Source organism: Mesorhizobium sp. M1334, from assembly GCF_040317995.1.
Lineage (GTDB): Bacteria > Pseudomonadota > Alphaproteobacteria > Rhizobiales > Rhizobiaceae > Mesorhizobium.
The window spans coordinates 58,284-77,088 of record NZ_JAMYLM010000026.1 but is presented as its reverse complement, the minus strand read 5'-3'; the positions used below and the strand labels follow the sequence as shown (position 1 = coordinate 77,088).

Genomic DNA, 18,805 nt, shown 5'->3' with positions numbered 1-18,805 from the left:
GGGGGGGGTGGGAAATTGGTTGGCTATTTCCCCCCGGGGCCGGGGGGGGGGGTATTTTGGGGGGGGGGGGCGGGCCCCCCGGGGCCCCCCACGCCGACATCCGCTATGTGTTGGAAGCCGCTGCGGATTCGGATGCACAAACTCCTGGGCAGCGTATCGTCCCAGACGCAGCACATGCCCGGCCGGCGCAGATGGGCCTGGCACTGGGGCTGAACCATATTCCGGGAAAGCCCTGAGATGAGGGTCGCGATCATCGACTACGGGTCGGGCAATCTGCGCTCGGCCACCAAGGCCTTCGAGCGTGCCGCGCATGAAGCCGGCATTGCCGCCGCGATTGAACTCACCGCCGATGCCGAGCGGGTCAGGACCGCCGACCGCATCGTCCTGCCCGGCGTCGGCGCCTATGCCGATTGCGCCGCTGGACTGCGTGCGGTCGCCGGCATGTGGGAGGCGGTCGAGGAGGTGGCGATCGCCAAGGCTCGGCCGTTCCTCGGCATCTGCGTCGGCATGCAGCTGATGTCGGAGCGAGGCCTGGAAAAGACCGTCACAAAGGGCTTTGGCTGGATCGCCGGCGACGTCAAGGAGATCACGCCGGCCGATCCGACGCTGAAGATCCCGCAGATCGGCTGGAACACGATTGACCTGAAGCGCAAGCATCCGCTGTTTTCCGGCATTGCGACGGGCGGCAAGGGACTGCACGCCTATTTCGTCCACTCCTACCATCTGGATGCACGGGAAGAGGATGAGGTGCTGGCGGTTGCCGACTATGGCGGCCCGATAACGGCCGCTGTCGTCCGCGACAACCTGGCCGGAACGCAATTCCACCCCGAGAAGAGCCAGGCGCTGGGCCTGGCGCTGATCACCAATTTCCTAGGCTGGAGGCCCTGAACCATGAGCAAGAAGGGCTATTGGATGGCATTGGTCGATGTCCACGATCCCGAGATCTACAAGCAGTACATCGAGGCCAATGCCGCGGCTTTCGCGAAATACGGCGCGAAGTTCCCGGTGCGCGCCGGGCGGTATACCAGCCCGGAAGGACCGACCGGCAATCGCCACGTGCTGGTGGAATTCGAATCCTATGAAATGGCGCTGGAATGCTACGGCTCGCCTGAATACCAGGAGGCCTTGAAGTACAGGCTCGCCGGCTCGACCGGGCACTTTGTCATCGTCGAAGGCGCCTGAAGGTGATCCTGTTTCCGGCCATAGACCTCAAGGACGGCAAATGCGTGCGCCTCCGGCACGGCGACATGGCGACCGCGACGATCTACAATGACGATCCGGCGGCCCAGGCGCGCGCCTTCGAAGAGCAGGGCTTCGAATGGCTGCACGTCGTCGACCTCAACGGCGCCTTCAAGGGCCAGAGCGTCAACAGCGCGGCGGTCGGCGGCATCCTAAAGGCGACGAGCAATCCGGTGCAGCTCGGCGGCGGCATCCGCACCCTGGCGCAGATCGAGGACTGGCTCGACCGTGGGCTTGCCCGCGTCATTCTTGGCACCGTAGCGGTGCGCGATCCGGATCTGGTCAGGCAGGCTTGCAAGGCATTCCCGGGCAAGATCGCCGTCGGCATCGATGCCAAGGGCGGCAAGGTCGCGGTCGAAGGCTGGGCCGAGGCCTCGAGTCTCGGCGTGATCGAACTGGCGAGGAAATTCGAGGGTGCCGGCGTCGCCGCCATCATCTACACCGATATCGACCGCGACGGTGTGCTGACCGGCATCAACTGGGACGCCACCATCGATCTCGCCGACGCGGTGTCGATCCCGGTCATCGCTTCGGGCGGGCTCGCCTCGATCGCCGACATCGTGCGCATGACCATGCCCGATGCCCGCAAGCTCGAAGGCGCGATCTCCGGCCGCGCGCTTTATGACGGCCGCATCGATCCGGCCGAGGCGCTGGCGATCCTGCGCGGCAAGCCGACGGCAGGGGCGTCATCATGAAAGTCTCGATTATCGTCGCCCCTTATGACAGCGGGCACCATCATGAAGGGTGCGGCCAGGGGCCGGACGCTATCATCGGCGGTGGGCTCGTCGAAGCCCTGACCGTGGCCGGCCATGACGTCACCGTCGAAGATATCGGCAAGGTCGGAGACGAGCAGGGGCGCGAAATCGCAACCGGCTTTGCCGTCTGCAACACTGTAGCGACCAAGGTTAGCCTCGCCCGCGATGGAGGACGCTTCCCGATTATCCTTGCTGGAAATTGTCTGACCGCCGCCGGTGCGGTTGCCGGTGAAGCCGCGGATTCGATCATCTGGATCGACCAGCATGGCGATCTCAACACGCCGGAGACGTCGCCCTACGGCTTTCTCGACGGCATGGCGCTGGCGGCGACTCTCGGGCTCTGCTGGCGTCCGATGGCGGCAGCGATTCCGGGGTTCCGGCCGATAGACCCGGCGCGCTGCCTGCTGGTCGATGCCCGCGACCTCGATCCCGACGAAAAGCGCCTACTGGAAGCCTTGCCGATCGTGCGCACCGAATGTGCCGGCGCACTCCATATGATCGAAAAGCTCACGGCGACAGGGACTATGCGGGCGCATCTGCATCTCGACCTGGACGTCGTCGATCCGAATGTGCTGCAGGTGAACCGCTACACGCATCCGGGCGGTCCGAGCCCGGAACAGCTACGGCAGCTTGCCTGCGGACTGGCCAGGTCCATCCCGATCGTGGGCGTTACGCTCTCGGCATACGACCCGGCCTTTGATTCCCAGTCCGAGCCCGTCGTCGGCCAGCTGCTCGTCGACTTTCTTGCGGCGATCGAGAGGATCTGATGCTGAAAGCCCGCGTCATCCCCTGTCTCGACGTCAAGAACGGTCGTGTCGTCAAGGGCGTCAATTTCGTCGACCTGGTCGATGCCGGCGATCCCGTCGAAGCGGCAAAAGCCTATGACGCGGCCGGCGCCGACGAGCTCTGCTTTCTCGACATCACCGCCTCGTCGGAAAACCGCGAGACCATTTTCGATGTCGTCGCCCGCACCGCCGAACAATGTTTCATGCCGCTGACCGTTGGCGGTGGCGTCCGTCAGGTCGCCGACATCAGAAAGCTGCTATTGGCCGGCGCCGACAAGGTGTCGATCAACACGGCGGCGGTGAAGACCCCAAATTTTGTCGCCGAAGCAGCGGACAAATTCGGCAACCAGTGCATCGTCGTCGCCATCGATGCCAAGAAAGTGTCCGCTGCGGGCGAGGCCGATCGCTGGGAGATATTCACCCACGGCGGCCGCGAGAAGACCGGCATCGACGCCGTCGAGTTCGCTCGGCGAGTGGTCGATCTCGGCGCCGGCGAGATCCTGCTGACATCGATGGACCGCGACGGCACCAAGGCCGGCTACGACATCGCCCTTACCCGCGCGGTCGCCGATGCCGTACGCGTGCCGGTCATCGCTTCCGGCGGCGTCGGCACGCTCGACCACCTTGTCGAAGGCATTCGCGACGGCCATGCCGGCGCGGTGCTGGCGGCGTCGATCTTCCATTTCGGCACCTACAGCATCGCCGAAGCCAAGCTGCACATGGCTCAGGCCGGACTGCCGATGCGGCTGGACTCGCCGGGTAATCGGTCCTAGAGCCTTTCCGGCTAAGAAGAGGCTGTAAACGCCGTCATGACCGAGTTCTCGCTCTCCGATCTGGAGAAGATTATTGGCGAACGCGCGCGTTCCGGCGATCCGGATTCGTGGACGGCCAAGCTCTTTCAGCGCGGCATGAGCAAGGCAGCGCAGAAACTCGGCGAAGAGGCGGTCGAAACGGTAATCGCAGCCGTCAGCGCCGACCGGGACGCGCTTGTTTCGGAAAGCGCCGATCTCATCTATCATTGGCTTGTCGTTCTCGGCATAGCGGACATTCCGCTGAGCGATGTGCTCAACGAGCTTGAACGCCGCACCGGTCGTTCGGGCATCGCCGAAAAGGCGTCTCGGCTGGACCGGGGCTGATCGCTGCGGAGGAACTCGATGGACCAGCTCGCTCCTACCGAGAAGTATTCACCCTATCGTTTCTTCTCGGCCGAGCAATGGTCGCGGTTCCGCGCCGATACGCCGATGACGCTCACCGAGGACGAAATCCGTCGTCTGCGGTCGCTGAACGATCCGGTCGATCTCCACGAAGTCGAGCGCATCTATCTTTCGATGTCGCGGCTGTTGTCGGCTCATGTCGAAGCCAGTCAACTCCTGTTCAGGCAGCGCCAGGCCTTCTTCAACGCGCTGGACGCGGCCAAGACACCGTTCATCATCGGCATTGCCGGTTCCGTCGCGGTCGGCAAATCGACCACGGCGCGCGTGCTAAAGGAGCTGCTGGCGCGCTGGCCGTCGAGTCCCAAGGTCGACCTGGTCACCACCGACGGCTTCCTGCTGCCGAACGAAGTCCTGCGCCGCAACAATCTGATGGAGCGCAAGGGCTTTCCCGACAGCTACGACGTCGGCGCGCTGCTGCGTTTCCTGTCCGGCATCAAATCGGCGCAGCGCAACGTCCGCGCGCCAGTCTATTCGCACCTGACCTATGACGTCATTCCGGGCGCGTTCCAAACCATCGACCGGCCCGACATCCTGATCTTCGAAGGTATTAACGTCCTGCAGCCGGGCAAGCTGCCGAAGGACGGCAAGATCGTGCCTTTCCTGTCGGATTTCTTCGACTTTGCCATCTACATCGATGCGGAGGAGGCGCTGATCCATCACTGGTATATCGCCCGCTTCATGCGGTTGCGCGAAACCGCCTTCCGCGACCCGGCCTCCTTCTTTCACCGCTATTCGCAACTTTCCGAGGATGCGGCCCGCGCCATCGCCGAGGGTCTGTGGACCAACATCAACCTGAAGAATCTGCGCGAGAATATATTGCCGACCCGCGCCCGAGCCGATCTCATCCTGCGCAAGGGCGCCAACCATCTGGTCGAGGAAGTGGCGCTCAGGAAACTGTAACGGCGCGGTTAACGGCGCCTTAGGCTATCCCGGCTAGTGTTCGATGGGCAATTCCAGCGGATCTGTCGGGAGCAGTCTGTGATCAACGCGAGCAGTACCGGAGTTCGTGCGACGCAGCTCCGCTATTCCCTGGTCATTCCGATCTTCAACGAGGAGGCGGTTCTTCCACTCCTTATCCGGCGAATAGTCGCCCTGCTCGACGTGCTGGACGCACCGGCAGAGGCTATTTTCGTCGACGACGGCAGTACCGACACGAGTGTGATCTACCTGCGTGGGATGGTTGCCGAGGAGCCACGCTTCCGGCTGATCGAACTGTCGCGCAATTTCGGGCACCAGATTGCAATTACGGCCGGCATGGATGCGGCTGCCGGCGAAGCCGTGGTGGTCATGGATGCCGACCTCCAGGATCCCCCGGAAGTCGTTCTCCAACTGGTGGAAAAGTGGAAGGAGGGCTATGAAATCGTCTACGCGAGGCGTATGCGGCGCGAAGGCGAAACCTGGTTCAAACGGCTGACAGCCAGCATCTTCTACCGGCTGATGGAGAAGATGACTTCGGTCGACATTCCCCGCGACGTTGGCGATTTCCGGCTAATCGGCCGCAAGGCTCTCGATACGTTCAAGCAGATGCCGGAGCGCAACCGTTTCGTGCGCGGCATGTTCGGTTGGATGGGATTCAAGCAGACGGCGGTCTCATTCGAGCGGCCGGCGCGCGCCGCAGGTGAAACAAAGTATCCTTTCTGGAAGATGCTCCGCCTGGCTGTCCACGGGGTCATCGGCTTTTCGGAAAAACCCTTGCGTATGGCGCTCTGGGCCGGGCTCGCTATCTCGGGGGTAGCCGCGCTGCTCGGGCTCTTCGCCGTGGCTTCCTGGGCATTCAGTTTCGGTGTTGTCCAAGGCTGGACGTCGACAGTTGTTATTGTTTCCTTCTTGTCGGGGATCAACCTGTTCATGACCGGTATCGTCGGCCTCTATGTCGGCGGGATCCACTCCGAGATCAAGCGCCGGCCGCTCTACGTCATTGATCGCCTTACTGGCTTCGAGGACGCGCTCCGGGCGGAAGTCGACAATCGAAACACCGAGGCGACGTTGTCGGCGTCACGCGACAGAAGGTTTGGTTGATGGCCGAACTCTTCGATCAATATCGCACCACCTATAACAGGACGGTCGACGACTCGATCAGGTTCTCCGGGCTGAAGCATGACTTCTTCCTGCAGGCCAAGTTGGCCCCTCTCGCCGACCTGATCGCGACACGCGGTATCGCGAGGCGCGACGGCAGCGTTCGGGCGCTTGATGTCGGCTGCGGGATCGGCGCGCTGCATCCTTACGTGAAGCCGCTTTTTCCAGACCTTCACGGCTGCGACATTTCGAGGGAATCCATCGCCCGGGCGCGTGAGGAAAACCCCTGGGTCACCTATGCCGACTACACGGCTCCCGTGCTGCCTTACGCGGATGGCACATTCGACCTCGCATTCGCCGTTTGCGTCGTCCATCATGTGCCGCCTGAACATTGGCCGAGCTTTGTTTGCGAGATGCGACGCGTCGTCCGACCCGGCGGCGTTGTCTCGGTGATCGAGCACAACCCGTACAATCCGCTGACACGCCTTGCCGTCTTCCGCTGCCCCTTCGATGAAGATGCTGTCCTGATCAGTCGCCGCCAAGCCGGGAATCTCATGGAGACAGCCGGCCTCACAGAGGTCGAAGGTAGACATTTTCTGATGTTTCCTTTCGCGAATTCGGTCGCGCGCAAGGTCGAGGGCTGGGTCTCGCACCTGCCGCTCGGGGCGCAATATATATGCAGCGGCCGTGTTTAGCGCCGGTTCGGGCTTCAGACTTGCAAAGCAGCCGGCGCGTTTCCTGATTATCGGCCTTGGCGCCACTCTGCTCTACGCACTGCTTGCCGCGGTATTTTCGATGGGGGAAACGCCATTGATGCGGCCCGCTTCTGGCTCGGTGCTCTCTTACGTCATCGCGGCCCTCTACTCCTACGCCGGCCACAAGTATTTTACCTTCGCGTCCAGCGGGGCGCATCGTTTCGAGGCGCCTCGCTTTTTCGTGCTGACATTGCTTGGTCTGGCGGTGTCATTTCTTCTGCCCGCCGTGTTGTCCGGGATTCTGGGCCTGCAGGCGCAGATTCCGATTGTGCTGACATGCCTCGTAATCCCGCTCGTCAACTATGTGATGCTTCGCCACTGGGTATTCGCCAGCGCTGGTCTAGGTTTGCGGAACGGCTCGAGATGATGCGATTCCCGGACCGCCCGAGATCGGCTGTTGGCGCTCCAGGCCTGGCGTGCGCGCAACGATGCAACGCACCGCCAGCTCCGGGCTTGCAACCCTGGCCGGGGCAGTGCCCTGCTGCTGGCCAAACGCTACAACGGCGGTCGTGCTACTGGCACCCCCGGGCACCCGAACAGCCTATGTCGGCGTCGTCACCCGCCTCAGCGTCAGATTGATCCGCCCGCCGTTCTTCAACAAGGCCGAGGTCGAGGGGTAGATACGGTCGACGCCGTGAAAGCAGAGCCGGCCTTCGCCGCCAAGCACTACGACATCGCCGCTCTTCAGCCTGAACGATTTGGTGGCGCCGTCGCGCGTCGTCTGGCCGATCCGGAACAGGCACTCGTCGCCGAGCGACACCGAGACGACCGGTGCCGAGAAATCCGCCTCGTCGCGGTCCTGGTGAAGGCCCATCTTGGCATCCTGCGAATAGAAATTGACCAGGCAGGCCTCCGGCGGGTGCGCATAGGCAGATACGTCCCGCCACAGATCGAGCAGCATCTCCGGGATCGGCGGCCAAGGCCTTCCGGTCACCGGGTGGGTCGGCTGGTAGCGATAGCCGTGCTCCTTGTCGGTGACCCAGCCCAGCGGGCCGCAATTGGTCATGCGCACGCTCATCTCCTTGCCGGTACGCGGCATTGCCGGCACGAACAGCGGGGCTTCCTCCACGACTTTCCTGATATCTTCCACCAGCACTTCCTGCATGGCGCGCGAGAGGTGGCCGGGCATATGGCGGACGCCTTTGGGCAGTACGAGCATCGCGTTGCTTGATCCGTTGGTCTGGAAAATCAGAATGCCACCGTCAAACGAAAACGGCGACCCGAAAGCCGCCTCCGACAGTAGCTGCGCGCGTTACGCCGGCGATCTGAGATCCGAAGCCGCTTCGGCTGTCACTCATCCTCAACCCGGCCGCGCATTTTCTTGATCGAGCCGCGCCCGGCCTTGCTCTTGAGCCGTCTTTCGACCGCGCCTTTGGATGGCCTGGTCTTCTTGCGCGGCGGTGGCGGTGGTTCGGCGGCCTTGGCAACCAGTGCCGTCAGCCGCGCCCGGGCGTCCGCCCGGTTCTGCTCCTGGGTGCGGAAGCGTCCGGCTTCGATGACGATGACGCCGTCCTTGGTGGCGCGCTGGCCGGCAAGCTTGATGGTTCGTTCGCGCACCCGCTCCGACAGGCCAGCCGCATTGGCGGCATCGAAGCGCAATTGCACTGCCGTCGCCACCTTGTTGACGTTCTGGCCGCCCGGGCCGGACGAACGGATGAAGTCCTCGTGCAGGTCGCCCGGATTAATCACCGCATCGTCGGTGATGATGATCTTGTCGTCGGCGTTCATGCCGCAGTCATGGCGCGGCAGGCGAAAAAAGAAAAGGCCCGATCGAAGCCGGGCCTTGAAGCATCACCAAGGGCGACGGCTATTCAGCCGCTACCTGCATGCGTGGTGCGGCGCCGAGCACGGTGGCGTCGACATGGGCTTCGAACTTTTCGAAATTGTCGACGAACATGCCGACCAGCCTTGCCGCCTGCCGGTCGTAGGCGGGCTTGTCGACCCAGGTCGATCTCGGGTCGAGAATGGCGCGGTCGACGCCGGCAACCGTCACCGGTACGTCAAAACCGAAATTGGCGTCGGTGCGGAAGTCGGCCGCTTTCAGCGAGCCGTCGAGCGCCGCCGCAAGCAGCGCCCGCGTTGCCTTGATCGGCATCCGCTTGCCGGTGCCGTAGGCGCCGCCGGTCCAGCCGGTGTTGACCAGCCAGCAATCGACGCCGTGGCGGGCGATGAGCTCGCGCAGCAGATTGCCGTATTCCGACGGATGCCGCGGCATGAACGGTGCGCCGAAGCATGTCGAAAACGTCGCTTCGGGTTCGGTAACGCCCTTCTCGGTCCCGGCCACCTTGGCGGTATAGCCGGAGAGGAAATGATACATCGCCTGCGCCGGGGTCAGGCGCGCGATCGGCGGCATCACGCCGAATGCGTCGGCGGTCAGCATGATGATGTTCTTCGGGTGGCTGGCGCGCCCCGTCTTGCTGGCGTTCGGGATGAAATGGAGCGGGTAGGCGCAGCGCGTGTTTTCGGTCAGCCCGCCGTCGTCGAAATCCGGCACGCGGCCGGCGTCGAGCGCCACATTCTCCAGTACGGTGCCGAAGCGCTGGGTGGTGGCGAAGATCTCCGGCTCGGCTTCGGCCGAAAGCTTGATCGTCTTTGCATAGCAGCCGCCTTCGAAATTGAAGACGCCGTGCGGTCCCCAGCCATGCTCGTCGTCGCCGACCAGCGTGCGCGACGGGTCGGCCGACAGCGTCGTCTTGCCGGTCCCGGAAAGGCCGAAGAAAACGGCCGCGTCGCCGGCGGGCCCTTCATTGGCCGAGCAATGCATCGGCATCACGCCTTCTGCCGGCAGCAGATAGTTGAGCACGGTGAACACCGACTTCTTCATCTCGCCGGCATAGGAGGTACCGCCAATCAACACGATCATGCGCGAAAGATCGACCGCGATCACCGTTTCGCCGCGCGTGCCGTGGCGGGCGGGATCGGCGCGGAACGACGGCAGGTCGATTATCGTCAAATCGGGCACGAAATGCTCGAGTTCGGCGGCTGCAGGCCGGATGAGCAGATTGCGGATGAACAAGGAGTGCCAGGCAAGCTCCGTGATCACCCTGGTCGGCAGCTTCAGTTCCTCGTCGGCACCGCCGACCAGGTCCTGCACATAAAGGTCCTTTCCAGCCGCATGGGCGCGAAAATCGGCGAGCAGCGTATCGAACTGGATCGGCGAAATCGCCTTGTTGTTGTCCCACCATACATGCGGCGCGGTGCTTTCGTCGCGCACCACGAATTTGTCCCTGGGCGAGCGGCCGGTGTGCTGCCCGGTCTCGGCGGCAAGCGCGCCATGCGCGGTGAGTCGGGCCTCGCCACGGCGGATTGCCTCCTCGTAGAGCGCGGCCGCGCCGAAATTATAGCGCACCACGCCAGTGGTTCTCAGGCCGATCCGATCGATTGCACATGCAGGATTGCGTTTGCCGGCTTCCGACATGGGTGTCCCTTCTTCGATTTACCGCGTCTTTACCGGCGAATTCCGGAAACCCCATTGCAGGAGCTAATAACGTCAAAACCAGAAAAGGCGAATGATATCAAATCATTAATCGATTTAAATATTTTGAAAGTTGTTTAAATCGTTTATATGTGCAAAAACACTGATGGTTGCCCAAAGGATTGGCGATGTTCATTCGTCCAATCCATATCGAGGTACAATTGTGGCCGCCGGCGTGCCGCGCGTGACAGCGGATAAAGCCTATGCCACATTTTGTACCTAATTTGTCCTGCAAAAGCCCCTTCTCGACGAAAGAAGGGACAGCTCATGAGGGAGCCGCTTGAAATGGCAACAATCGCGCTTGTCGACGACGATCGCAACATTCTGACTTCGGTTTCGATCGCCCTCGAATCCGAGGGTTATCGGGTCGAAACCTACACGGATGGGGCATCGGCGCTGGAGGGACTGGCGGCGCGCCCGCCGAACCTGGCCATCCTCGACATCAAGATGCCGCGCATGGACGGCATGGAGTTGCTGCGCCGGATGCGTCAGAAATCCGACCTGCCGGTGATCTTCCTGACCTCCAAGGACGATGAGATCGATGAACTGTTCGGCCTCAAGATGGGCGCCGACGACTTCATCCGCAAACCCTTCTCGCAGCGTCTTCTGGTCGAACGCGTCCGCGCCGTGCTGCGCCGCGCCAGCACCCGCGAGGCGGCGGCCAAGGCGCCCAACCAGCAGGCCCGGTCGCTTGAGCGCGGCCAGCTTGTCATGGACCAGGAGCGCCACACCTGCACCTGGAAGGGCGAGCCGGTGACGCTGACCGTCACCGAGTTCCTCATCCTGCATTCCCTGGCACAGCGCCCGGGCGTCGTAAAAAGCCGTGATGCGCTGATGGATTCCGCTTATGATGAGCAGGTCTATGTCGATGACCGCACCATTGACAGTCACATCAAGCGGCTGCGCAAGAAGTTCAAGGCCGTCGATGATGACTTCGAAATGATCGAAACCCTTTACGGAGTCGGGTATCGGTTCCGCGAAGCATGAATAGGCAGTAGGCAGTAGGGAATAGTCGGTAGTCAGTTTTGAATGATGCGAGCGGCCACTCATGCATCGCCGCGATCTCAGCCAACCATTTCTCTATTCCTGCTGCCTACTCACTACTCACTAATTACCGAGCGGGAGCTGCTATTCGATGGCAGTGGAAGTAGAGCGAGTGAGACGGTCGGGCGCCGCCAGGCGCCCGCCGCGGATTCTGCCCGCCTTCGTGTCGAAAATTACGGTGCCGATGCGCCGGTTTCTCGGCCATCACATTTTTTCCAGCCTGACACGGCGTATTCTCTTTCTCAATCTCGCCGGCCTTGCCGTCCTGGTCACCGGCATTCTCTACCTCAACACCTTTCGCGACGGGCTGATCGACGCCCGTGTCGAGAGCCTGATGACCCAAGGCGAGATCATCGCCGGCGCGATCGCCGCGTCGGCGACGGTCGAAACCGATTCCATCAGCATCGATCCGGAAAAGCTGCTTGAGTTGCAGGCCGGCGAAAGCCTCGGCCCGGGCTCCGACCAGCTCGACAATCTCGATTTCCCGATCAATCCGGAGCGCGTGGCGCCGGTGCTCAGGCGGCTGATCTCGCCGACGCGCACGCGCGCCCGCATCTACGACCGCGACGCCAACCTGCTGCTCGATTCCCGCCATCTCTATTCGCGCGGCCAGATCCTTCGCTACGACCTGCCGCCGGTCGAAGTGGAACAGCCGGACCTTCTGGAGCGCATCCAAAAATTCGTCTTTGATTTCTTCCGCAACAAGCAGCTGCCTGTCTATCGCGAGCAGCCGGGCGGCAACGGTGCTGCGTTTCCGGAAGTAGTCAAGGCGCTTACCGGCAGTCCGTCGACGATCGTGCGGATCTCGGAGCAGGGCGAACAGATCGTTTCCGTGGCGGTGCCGATCCAGCGCTTCCGTGCCGTTCTCGGCGTGCTGATGCTGTCGACCGAAGGCGGCGACATCGACAAGATCGTCGCGGCCGAGCGCAAGGCGATCCTGCGCGTGTTCGGCATCGCCGCCCTGGTTACCGCCATCCTGTCGATGCTGCTGGCCTCCACCATCGCCAACCCGCTGCGCCGGCTTTCCGCGGCGGCGGTCAGGGTTCGCCGCGGCGTCAAGAACCGCGAGGAAATCCCCGACTTCTCCGACCGCCAGGACGAGATCGGCAATCTCTCGATCGCCGTGCGCGACATGACCAATGCGCTCTACGCCCGTATCGAGGCGATCGAAAGTTTTGCCGCGGATGTCTCGCACGAGCTGAAGAACCCGCTTACCTCGCTGCGCAGCGCTGTGGAGACATTGCCGCTGGCCAAGAACGACAATTCGCGGAGCCGGCTGATGGATATCATCCAGCACGATGTGAGGCGGCTGGACCGCCTGATCACCGATATTTCCGATGCCTCCCGTCTTGATGCCGAGCTGGCGCGGGAAGACGCGGGAACCGTCGACCTGAAGAAGTTCATCACCGATCTGGTCGCCGTCTCGCGCGAGGCCACGCGCAACAAGAAGGCGGTCGAGATCGAGTTCAAGGTCGCCAAACTGCCGCAGGGCGTGAAAGGCTACTTCGTCGTCGGCCATGATCTGAGGATCGGCCAGGTGATCACCAACCTGATCGAGAATGCCCGCTCGTTCGTTCCCGAAGATCGTGGCCACATCACCATATCGCTGGCACGCGCCGGCAAGTTCAACATCGTCACCGTCGACGACAATGGCCCCGGCATCCGGGCCGATAACATCGATCGCATTTTCGAGCGGTTCTATACCGATCGGCCGGCCGGCGAGGCGTTCGGCCAGAACTCGGGCCTTGGCCTGTCGATATCCAGGCAGATCGTTGAAGCCCATGGCGGCACGCTGAGCGCCGAGAACATCCCGGGCACCAAGCCTGGCGAGATCAAGGGCGCGCGCTTCGTGGTGACGCTGCCGGCGGAAGGCTGAGGGATGAATTCCAATCACACCTGGTCCTATTGTGCAGCCTGAACACATTCACGGCACCGCGATCCTGATAGGTGATCGCGGCATTCTCATCACCGGACCGTCCGGTTTGGGCAAGACGACGCTGGCGCTCGCCTTGATCGATCATTGCAGCCAACGTGGGCTGTTTTCCCGGCTGATCGGCGATGACCAGCTCTTTGCGGCCGATTGCGAGGGGCGGCTGGTCTGCCGCGCACCAGCCAGTATAGCCGGCCTCGTGGAGGTGCCGGGATTCGGCCCCAAACCGATACAGTTCGAGCCAAGCTGCGTGATCGACCTCATTATCCGGCTGGTGCCAGCCGGCAAAATGGCCCGTTTCCAGGAAGACTGCAGCGAACCCGTTGTCGGCGTGACAGTGCCGCGCATCGATCTTGCCGGGCGCAATGTCGCGGCCGCCTTGCCGGCAGTGATGTCGCGTCTGTCGATTGCGCCTTTCCTGTGATCCGATTTCGATTTTTTGCTGCAATGCGTCAAATTGGCTTGGGCCGGCGCAATTTTGGGCTTGTCAACGGGCCTTGCGTCGACAAGATAGCGCTCCCGCCGCCTGGAACGGTCGGCGAGCATAAAATGCGCCTGTGAAGCGGCGATGACGGGAGCCACCAAAGAATGATCGGACTCGTGCTTGTAACGCACGGTCAACTGGCCGCCGAGTTCCGCAATGCCGTGGAACACGTCGTTGGGCCACAAGACAATTTCGAGACCGTGGCGATCGGTGCCGACGATGATATGGAACAGCGCCGCCGCGACATTATCGACGCAGTCGGCCGCGTCGATACGGGATCAGGCGTCATCGTTTTGACCGACATGTTCGGCGGCACGCCCTCCAACCTCGCCATTTCCGTGATGGAATCCGGCCGCATCGAGGTCATTGCCGGCATGAACCTGCCGATGCTGATCAAGCTGTCCAGCGTTCGCAAAGGCGACAACATGACGGCAGCGCTGGATGAAGCGCAGGCTGCCGGCCGCAAATACATCAATGTCGCCAGTCAACTCCTGAGCAGCAAATGAGCGCGCTGTTGCCGGAAAAGGACAAGATCGTTCGCGACTTTCCGATCGTCAACCAGCGCGGCCTGCATGCGCGCGCCTCGGCCAAGTTCGTTCAAATTGCCAGCGGCTTCAATGCCACGGTCCAGGTCGAGAAGGACGGCGTCAAGGTCGGCGGCACCTCGATCATGGGCCTGATGATGCTGGCGGCGAGTCCCGGTTATTCGATCCGCGTCACCGCCACCGGCCCGGAGGCCGAAGAGGTCATCGATGCGCTGGAGCAACTGGTTGCTTCCCGTTTTGGCGAGGAATGCTGACGTGCTGATCGCTTCCGAAGACATGCACGGATAAAGATTTCTTTATATCCCATTGTCGTCCAACTCTCGATCTGCTAGTCAGGCCGGCAACTCGCGCCCTCCGACACGCTTTCGGGGCGGGCGCGTCCCGCAATCAATTCGCATCGGAGCACTGCCATGACGGGTAGCAAGGACTATGTGGTCGCAGACATCGCGCTTGCCGGCTGGGGCCGCAAGGAGATCGAGATCGCCGAAACCGAAATGCCGGGCCTGATGGCCTGCCGCGAGGAATTCGGCGACAAGAAGCCGCTCAAGGGCGCGCGCATCACCGGCTCGCTGCACATGACCATCCAGACGGCGGTGCTGATCGAAACGCTGAAGGCGCTCGGCGCCGATATCCGCTGGGCTTCCTGCAACATCTTCTCGACCCAGGACCACGCCGCCGCGGCCATTGCCGAGGCCGGAATTCCGGTGTTTGCCGTCAAGGGTGAGACGCTGGAGGATTATTGGGTCTACACCGACAAGATCTTCCAGTGGGCCGATGGCGGCACCTCCAACATGATCCTCGACGACGGTGGCGATGCCACCATGTACATCCTGATCGGCGCCCGCGCCGAGGCCGGCGAGGATGTGCTGTCCAATCCGGGCAGCGAAGAGGAAGAGATCCTGTTTGCCCAGATCAAGAAGCGCATGCAGGCATCACCCGGCTTCTTCACCAGGCAGAAGGAAGCGATCCGCGGCGTCACCGAAGAGACGACGACCGGCGTCAACCGGCTCTATCAGTTGCAGAAAAAAGGCCTGCTGCCGTTCCCGGCAATCAACGTCAATGATTCCGTCACCAAGTCGAAATTCGACAACAAATATGGCTGCAAGGAATCGCTTGTCGACGGCATTCGCCGCGGCACCGACACGATGATGGCCGGCAAGGTCGCGGTCGTCTGCGGCTATGGCGATGTTGGCAAGGGCTCGTCGGCTTCGCTCAAGGGCGCCGGCGCCCGCGTCAAGGTCACCGAGGTAGATCCGATCTGCGCGCTGCAGGCGGCGATGGACGGTTTCGAGGTGGTCACGCTCGAAGACGCGGCGCCGACGGCAGACATCGTCATCACCACCACCGGCAACAAGGACGTCGTTACCCTCGATCACATGCGCCTGATGAAGGACATGGTGATCGTCGGCAACATCGGTCACTTCGACAACGAGATCCAGGTTGCCTCGCTGCGCAACCTGAAATGGACCAACATCAAGCCTCAGGTGGATATGATCACCTTCCCGGACGGCAAACGGATGATCCTTTTGTCGGAAGGCCGCCTGCTCAACCTCGGCAACGCCACCGGCCATCCGAGCTTCGTCATGTCGGCGTCCTTCACCAACCAGGTGTTGGCCCAGATCGAGCTGTACACCAAGCCCGGCCAGTACGAGAACCGGGTCTATGTCCTGCCGAAGCATCTCGACGAAAAGGTCGCGCGCCTGCATCTCGACAAGCTCGGTGCCCGCCTGACCGAACTGTCCGGCGAACAGGCCGCCTATATCGGCGTCACTCCGCAGGGACCGTTCAAGCCGGAACACTACCGCTATTAACCACGGCGAAACTTGCCACTAGATATTGAAGCCGGGCGATTGACTTTTCGCCCGGCTTTATTTTTGCGCTGATTGATTCTTCACGCCGATTCGCGCAAGCGCTATGGTGCTGATTCGCGGTCCGGGGACGAGGCCCGGGCGCACGCATCAGGGCGGTCTTGCATTCAGGCGGCGAAGAGGACCAAGACATGCCGGGGGATAACCCGCCTTGCGCGGGACAGGCCGTTTCCGGCGGCCATAACGATTCGATCACGGGCTCCGCTGCCAGAGGCGGCAGCCTTTTGTGGCGTGCCGGCAGCCGTGTCGGGGTGCTGCTTGCTTTTTCCGCGCTGGTTGGTCCGCTGCTTGGCTTTGCTGCACATGCGCAAACCCGCGTGGCGCAAAAGGCCGGGCTGTCAGTCAGTACGGTCGAGGTCATGCAACTCGCCATGTTCGTCGGCGTCATGGGGGCGGCATTGCTGTCGGCCATCTTTCTGATCCGCGAACGGGCGCGCACCGCGGCGGAAAATGCCGAGCTCAGGACCCGTATCGCCGACGTCAATGCCGCGCTGCAGCGCTCCGAGGCGCTGCTCCATTCCCGCGATCAGCGCGTGGTCGTATGGGCGGCCGAAAACAAGAAGCCCGAGCTTGTCGGGACATTGCCGCTCGAGAGCGGCGCGCCGGAGGACCGGGCGGCCTTCCTGGCTTTCGGCCGCTGGCTTATGCCGCGTTCGGCGGCCGCACTCGAACATGCCGTCGCATCACTGCGGGACAAGGCAAAGCCGTTCGATCTGGTCATCGAATCGCAGGCCGGCCAGCCGCTCGAGGTTCACGGCCGCAAGAGTGCGGCGCATGTGCTGGTTCGCTTCGTCTCGCTTTCGGAGACACAGCGAAGCCAGGCCAGGCTGAAGATCGAGAACCAGCGCTTGGCCGCCGACCATGAGACGCTGATCGGTCTTCTGGATGCGCTCAAGATGCCGTCATGGCTGCGTACTGTCGACGGGCGGCTGAAATGGGTCAACCGCGCCTATGCCGAAGCGGTCGAGGCCGAGAATGCCGAAGCGGCGGTTCGTGACGGCAAGGAATTCCTCGGAGGCCAGGCGCGCGACACGATCGCTGAGCAGCACAAGTCGCACCCCGTCTTCGAACAGACGCTCTCCACGGTGATCGAAGGCGACCGCCGTATGTTTGCCGTGACCGATTTTGCCGGGGCGGATGGTTCGGCTGGTCTTGCCTGCGACATCAGCGCCATCGAGGCCATTCGCGCCGAATATGAGCGGACCGTGCAGAGCCACGCCGACACGCTCGATCAGCTCAACACCGCCGTGGCGATTTTCGATACCGACGAGAAATTGCGGTTTTTCAATCAGGCGTTCCAGAAACTATGGGGCCTCGACAGCGGCTTCCTGCACAGCGCGCCGGATAACGCCTTGCTGCTCGACCGCCTGCGCAGCGAAGGCAAGATCGCCGAGCAGCCCGAATGGCGGCGCTGGAAAGAGAGCCTGCTCGGCGCCTACCGCGCGGTTGAATCGCAGGAGCATTGGTGGCATCTGCCGGACGGCAAAACCATTCGCGTCGTCGCCAATCCGCAGCCCAAGGGCGGCGTCACCTGGGTGTTTGAGAACCTGACCGAGAAGATGGACCTTGAAAGCCGCTATCAGACCGCTGTGCGGGTCCAGGGTGAGACGCTCGACAACCTTGCCGAAGGCGTCGCTGTGTTCGGCCCCGACGGCAGGCTGAGATTGTCCAACCCGGCCTTCGCGGCCCTGTGGGGGCTGGATGCCGATGCCTCAAAACCCAACGTCCATGTCTCGACGATCCGCGAACTTTGCGACCGCCGTGCCGTCGACAGTCCGTGGGGCGCGTTCGTTGCCGCCATCACCGGCTTCGACGACGAGCGCCGCGACCGCCACGGCCAGACCGAATTGAACAACGGCACCGTTTTGCGCTACGCCGTCATCCCTTTGCCCAACGGCCAGGTGATGATGACTTTCGTCGACGTTACCGACAGCGTCAATGTCGAGCGGGCGCTGAAGGACAAGAATGAGGCGCTGCAAAAGTCCGACCAGATCAAGAACGAATTCGTGCAGCACGTCTCCTATGAGCTGCGCTCGCCGCTCACCAACATCATCGGCTTTACCGAGCTTCTTTCACTGCCGTCGACTGGTCCGTTGAACCAGAAGCAACGCGAATATATCGGGCATGTCGGCTCGTCCTCCTCGGTCCTGCTCACCATCGTCAACGACATCCTCGATCTGGCGACGGTGGATGCCGGCATCATGGAACTCGACATTTCCGAAGTTCACATCAATCGAACCATTACGGCCGCCGCGGAACTGGTCGCCGATCGGCTGGAGGAACATGCGATCAAGCTTAGGATCGACGCGGCTGCCGCGCCGAAGACCTTCCACGGCGACGAGATCCGCGTCCGCCAGATACTCTACAATCTGCTCAGCAATGCCGCCAATTACGCGCCGGAGGCGAGCACCATAACGCTCGCCTGCCGCCAGCTTGCCGACGGCGTGGAATTTTCCGTTCACGATGACGGCCCCGGCATGCCGCCGGACCTGCTTGAGTCAGTGTTCCGGCGCTTCGAGCCGCGCACCAATGGCGGCCGCCGCCGTGGCGCCGGGCTCGGCCTGTCGATCGTCAAGAGCTTTGTCGAACTGCATGGCGGCAGCGTCCGCATCGAGACCGGCAGGGATAAGGGCACCACGGTTGTTTGCGCCTTTCCCGACACGCCGTCGGGCATCCGTGCGGCGGCCGAGTAGCG

Annotated in this window: 20 protein-coding genes and 1 pseudogene; 18 read left to right on the top strand and 3 right to left on the bottom strand. The window is 62.5% G+C overall.

The features are described from left to right. Positions 1-92 precede the first annotated feature (92 nt). From NKH17_RS33515 to NKH17_RS28645, 11 genes and pseudogenes are all read left to right on the top strand, one after another. A pseudogene (locus tag NKH17_RS33515) lies at positions 93-236 on the top strand (DUF2628 domain-containing protein); the annotation flags it as partial. 1 nt (position 237) lies between these two features. Then, positions 238-888, top strand: coding sequence for an imidazole glycerol phosphate synthase subunit HisH (gene hisH / locus NKH17_RS28690; RefSeq protein WP_352480180.1), 651 nt, complete (start codon positions 238-240; stop codon positions 886-888). A 3-nt stretch (positions 889-891) separates the two neighbouring features. Further along, entirely contained in the window at positions 892-1,182 is a 291-nt protein-coding gene (locus NKH17_RS28685; RefSeq protein ID WP_352480181.1) for a DUF1330 domain-containing protein, read from the top strand. 2 nt (positions 1,183-1,184) lie between these two features. Then, the gene (gene hisA, locus NKH17_RS28680) at positions 1,185-1,934 is read left to right on the top strand and encodes a 1-(5-phosphoribosyl)-5-[(5-phosphoribosylamino)methylideneamino]imidazole-4-carboxamide isomerase (RefSeq protein WP_352480182.1); all 750 of its coding nucleotides are present in this window, start codon (positions 1,185-1,187) and stop codon (positions 1,932-1,934) included. Then, entirely contained in the window at positions 1,931-2,761 is an 831-nt protein-coding gene (locus tag NKH17_RS28675) for an arginase family protein (protein ID WP_352900370.1), read from the top strand. The genes hisA and NKH17_RS28675 overlap by 4 nt, the downstream gene beginning before the upstream one ends. After that, complete coding sequence (gene hisF, locus NKH17_RS28670) at positions 2,758-3,552, top strand: imidazole glycerol phosphate synthase subunit HisF (protein WP_254816374.1); 795 nt, start codon at positions 2,758-2,760, stop codon at positions 3,550-3,552. Before NKH17_RS28675 ends, hisF begins: the two co-directional genes overlap by 4 nt. 36 nt (positions 3,553-3,588) lie before the next feature. After that, positions 3,589-3,915, top strand: a complete 327-nt coding sequence (locus NKH17_RS28665) for a phosphoribosyl-ATP diphosphatase (protein ID WP_254815934.1) — start codon at positions 3,589-3,591, stop codon at positions 3,913-3,915. A gap of 18 nt (positions 3,916-3,933) precedes the next feature. Next, entirely contained in the window at positions 3,934-4,893 is a 960-nt protein-coding gene (gene coaA / locus NKH17_RS28660) for a type I pantothenate kinase (protein WP_352480184.1), read from the top strand. 78 nt (positions 4,894-4,971) lie between these two features. Beyond that, on the top strand, positions 4,972-6,012 hold the full coding sequence (locus NKH17_RS28655) for a glycosyltransferase family 2 protein (RefSeq protein WP_502901905.1): 1,041 nt from the start codon (positions 4,972-4,974) through the stop codon (positions 6,010-6,012). Beyond that, positions 6,012-6,704 carry a class I SAM-dependent methyltransferase gene (locus NKH17_RS28650; RefSeq protein WP_352480185.1) on the top strand — a complete coding sequence of 231 codons (693 nt, stop codon included), beginning with the start codon at positions 6,012-6,014 and terminating at the stop codon, positions 6,702-6,704. Before NKH17_RS28655 ends, NKH17_RS28650 begins: the two co-directional genes overlap by 1 nt. Continuing rightward, entirely contained in the window at positions 6,697-7,131 is a 435-nt protein-coding gene (locus NKH17_RS28645; RefSeq protein ID WP_352480186.1) for a GtrA family protein, read from the top strand. The genes NKH17_RS28650 and NKH17_RS28645 overlap by 8 nt, the downstream gene beginning before the upstream one ends. Positions 7,132-7,305: 174 nt before the next feature. Here NKH17_RS28645 and NKH17_RS28640 read toward each other — a convergent pair whose 3' ends face one another. The 3 genes from NKH17_RS28640 to NKH17_RS28630 all read right to left on the bottom strand — a co-directional run bounded on the left by NKH17_RS28640 (position 7,306) and on the right by NKH17_RS28630 (position 10,182). Next, on the bottom strand, positions 7,306-7,923 hold the full coding sequence (locus NKH17_RS28640) for an alpha-ketoglutarate-dependent dioxygenase AlkB family protein (protein ID WP_352800773.1): 618 nt from the start codon (positions 7,921-7,923) through the stop codon (positions 7,306-7,308). A gap of 131 nt (positions 7,924-8,054) precedes the next feature. Next, positions 8,055-8,492 (bottom strand): alternative ribosome rescue aminoacyl-tRNA hydrolase ArfB, encoded by a 438-nt coding sequence (arfB, locus tag NKH17_RS28635; protein WP_352480188.1) that lies wholly within the window; start codon positions 8,490-8,492, stop codon positions 8,055-8,057. A 79-nt stretch (positions 8,493-8,571) separates the two neighbouring features. Further along, complete coding sequence (locus NKH17_RS28630) at positions 8,572-10,182, bottom strand: phosphoenolpyruvate carboxykinase (RefSeq protein ID WP_352900375.1); 1,611 nt, start codon at positions 10,180-10,182, stop codon at positions 8,572-8,574. A gap of 342 nt (positions 10,183-10,524) precedes the next feature. Between NKH17_RS28630 and NKH17_RS28625 the strand changes: the two genes are divergently transcribed. The 7 genes from NKH17_RS28625 (at position 10,525) to NKH17_RS28595 (ending at position 18,803) form a co-directional block, all read left to right on the top strand. Then, a complete protein-coding gene (locus NKH17_RS28625) occupies positions 10,525-11,226 on the top strand; it encodes a response regulator transcription factor (RefSeq protein WP_023677547.1) in 702 nt (233 codons plus the stop codon). 148 nt (positions 11,227-11,374) lie between these two features. Continuing rightward, positions 11,375-13,159, top strand: a complete 1,785-nt coding sequence (locus NKH17_RS28620; RefSeq protein ID WP_352900378.1) for a sensor histidine kinase — start codon at positions 11,375-11,377, stop codon at positions 13,157-13,159. A 31-nt stretch (positions 13,160-13,190) separates the two neighbouring features. Next, a complete protein-coding gene (locus tag NKH17_RS28615; RefSeq protein ID WP_352807550.1) occupies positions 13,191-13,637 on the top strand; it encodes an HPr kinase/phosphorylase in 447 nt (148 codons plus the stop codon). Positions 13,638-13,801: 164 nt separating this feature from the next. Beyond that, the gene (locus NKH17_RS28610; protein WP_254815942.1) at positions 13,802-14,203 is read left to right on the top strand and encodes a PTS sugar transporter subunit IIA; all 402 of its coding nucleotides are present in this window, start codon (positions 13,802-13,804) and stop codon (positions 14,201-14,203) included. Further along, positions 14,200-14,496, top strand: a complete 297-nt coding sequence (locus NKH17_RS28605; RefSeq protein ID WP_023677551.1) for an HPr family phosphocarrier protein — start codon at positions 14,200-14,202, stop codon at positions 14,494-14,496. The genes NKH17_RS28610 and NKH17_RS28605 overlap by 4 nt, the downstream gene beginning before the upstream one ends. 156 nt (positions 14,497-14,652) lie before the next feature. Continuing rightward, the gene (gene ahcY, locus NKH17_RS28600; RefSeq protein ID WP_352480192.1) at positions 14,653-16,053 is read left to right on the top strand and encodes an adenosylhomocysteinase; all 1,401 of its coding nucleotides are present in this window, start codon (positions 14,653-14,655) and stop codon (positions 16,051-16,053) included. 188 nt (positions 16,054-16,241) lie between these two features. Then, the gene (locus NKH17_RS28595; RefSeq protein ID WP_352900382.1) at positions 16,242-18,803 is read left to right on the top strand and encodes a sensor histidine kinase; all 2,562 of its coding nucleotides are present in this window, start codon (positions 16,242-16,244) and stop codon (positions 18,801-18,803) included. Positions 18,804-18,805: the final 2 nt, after the last annotated feature.

Coding starts and splice junctions, on each gene's coding strand:
- hisH (WP_352480180.1), top strand. CDS start 238: ATGAGGGTCGCGATCATCGACTACGGGTCGGGCAATCTGCGCTCGGCC.
- NKH17_RS28685 (WP_352480181.1), top strand. CDS start 892: ATGAGCAAGAAGGGCTATTGGATGGCATTGGTCGATGTCCACGATCCC.
- NKH17_RS28675 (WP_352900370.1), top strand. CDS start 1,931: ATGAAAGTCTCGATTATCGTCGCCCCTTATGACAGCGGGCACCATCAT.
- NKH17_RS28665 (WP_254815934.1), top strand. CDS start 3,589: ATGACCGAGTTCTCGCTCTCCGATCTGGAGAAGATTATTGGCGAACGC.
- coaA (WP_352480184.1), top strand. CDS start 3,934: ATGGACCAGCTCGCTCCTACCGAGAAGTATTCACCCTATCGTTTCTTC.
- NKH17_RS28650 (WP_352480185.1), top strand. CDS start 6,012: ATGGCCGAACTCTTCGATCAATATCGCACCACCTATAACAGGACGGTC.
- NKH17_RS28640 (WP_352800773.1), bottom strand. CDS start 7,923: ATGCTCGTACTGCCCAAAGGCGTCCGCCATATGCCCGGCCACCTCTCG.
- arfB (WP_352480188.1), bottom strand. CDS start 8,492: ATGAACGCCGACGACAAGATCATCATCACCGACGATGCGGTGATTAAT.
- NKH17_RS28630 (WP_352900375.1), bottom strand. CDS start 10,182: ATGTCGGAAGCCGGCAAACGCAATCCTGCATGTGCAATCGATCGGATC.
- NKH17_RS28625 (WP_023677547.1), top strand. CDS start 10,525: ATGGCAACAATCGCGCTTGTCGACGACGATCGCAACATTCTGACTTCG.
- NKH17_RS28620 (WP_352900378.1), top strand. CDS start 11,375: ATGGCAGTGGAAGTAGAGCGAGTGAGACGGTCGGGCGCCGCCAGGCGC.
- NKH17_RS28610 (WP_254815942.1), top strand. CDS start 13,802: ATGATCGGACTCGTGCTTGTAACGCACGGTCAACTGGCCGCCGAGTTC.
- NKH17_RS28605 (WP_023677551.1), top strand. CDS start 14,200: ATGAGCGCGCTGTTGCCGGAAAAGGACAAGATCGTTCGCGACTTTCCG.
- ahcY (WP_352480192.1), top strand. CDS start 14,653: ATGACGGGTAGCAAGGACTATGTGGTCGCAGACATCGCGCTTGCCGGC.
- NKH17_RS28595 (WP_352900382.1), top strand. CDS start 16,242: ATGCCGGGGGATAACCCGCCTTGCGCGGGACAGGCCGTTTCCGGCGGC.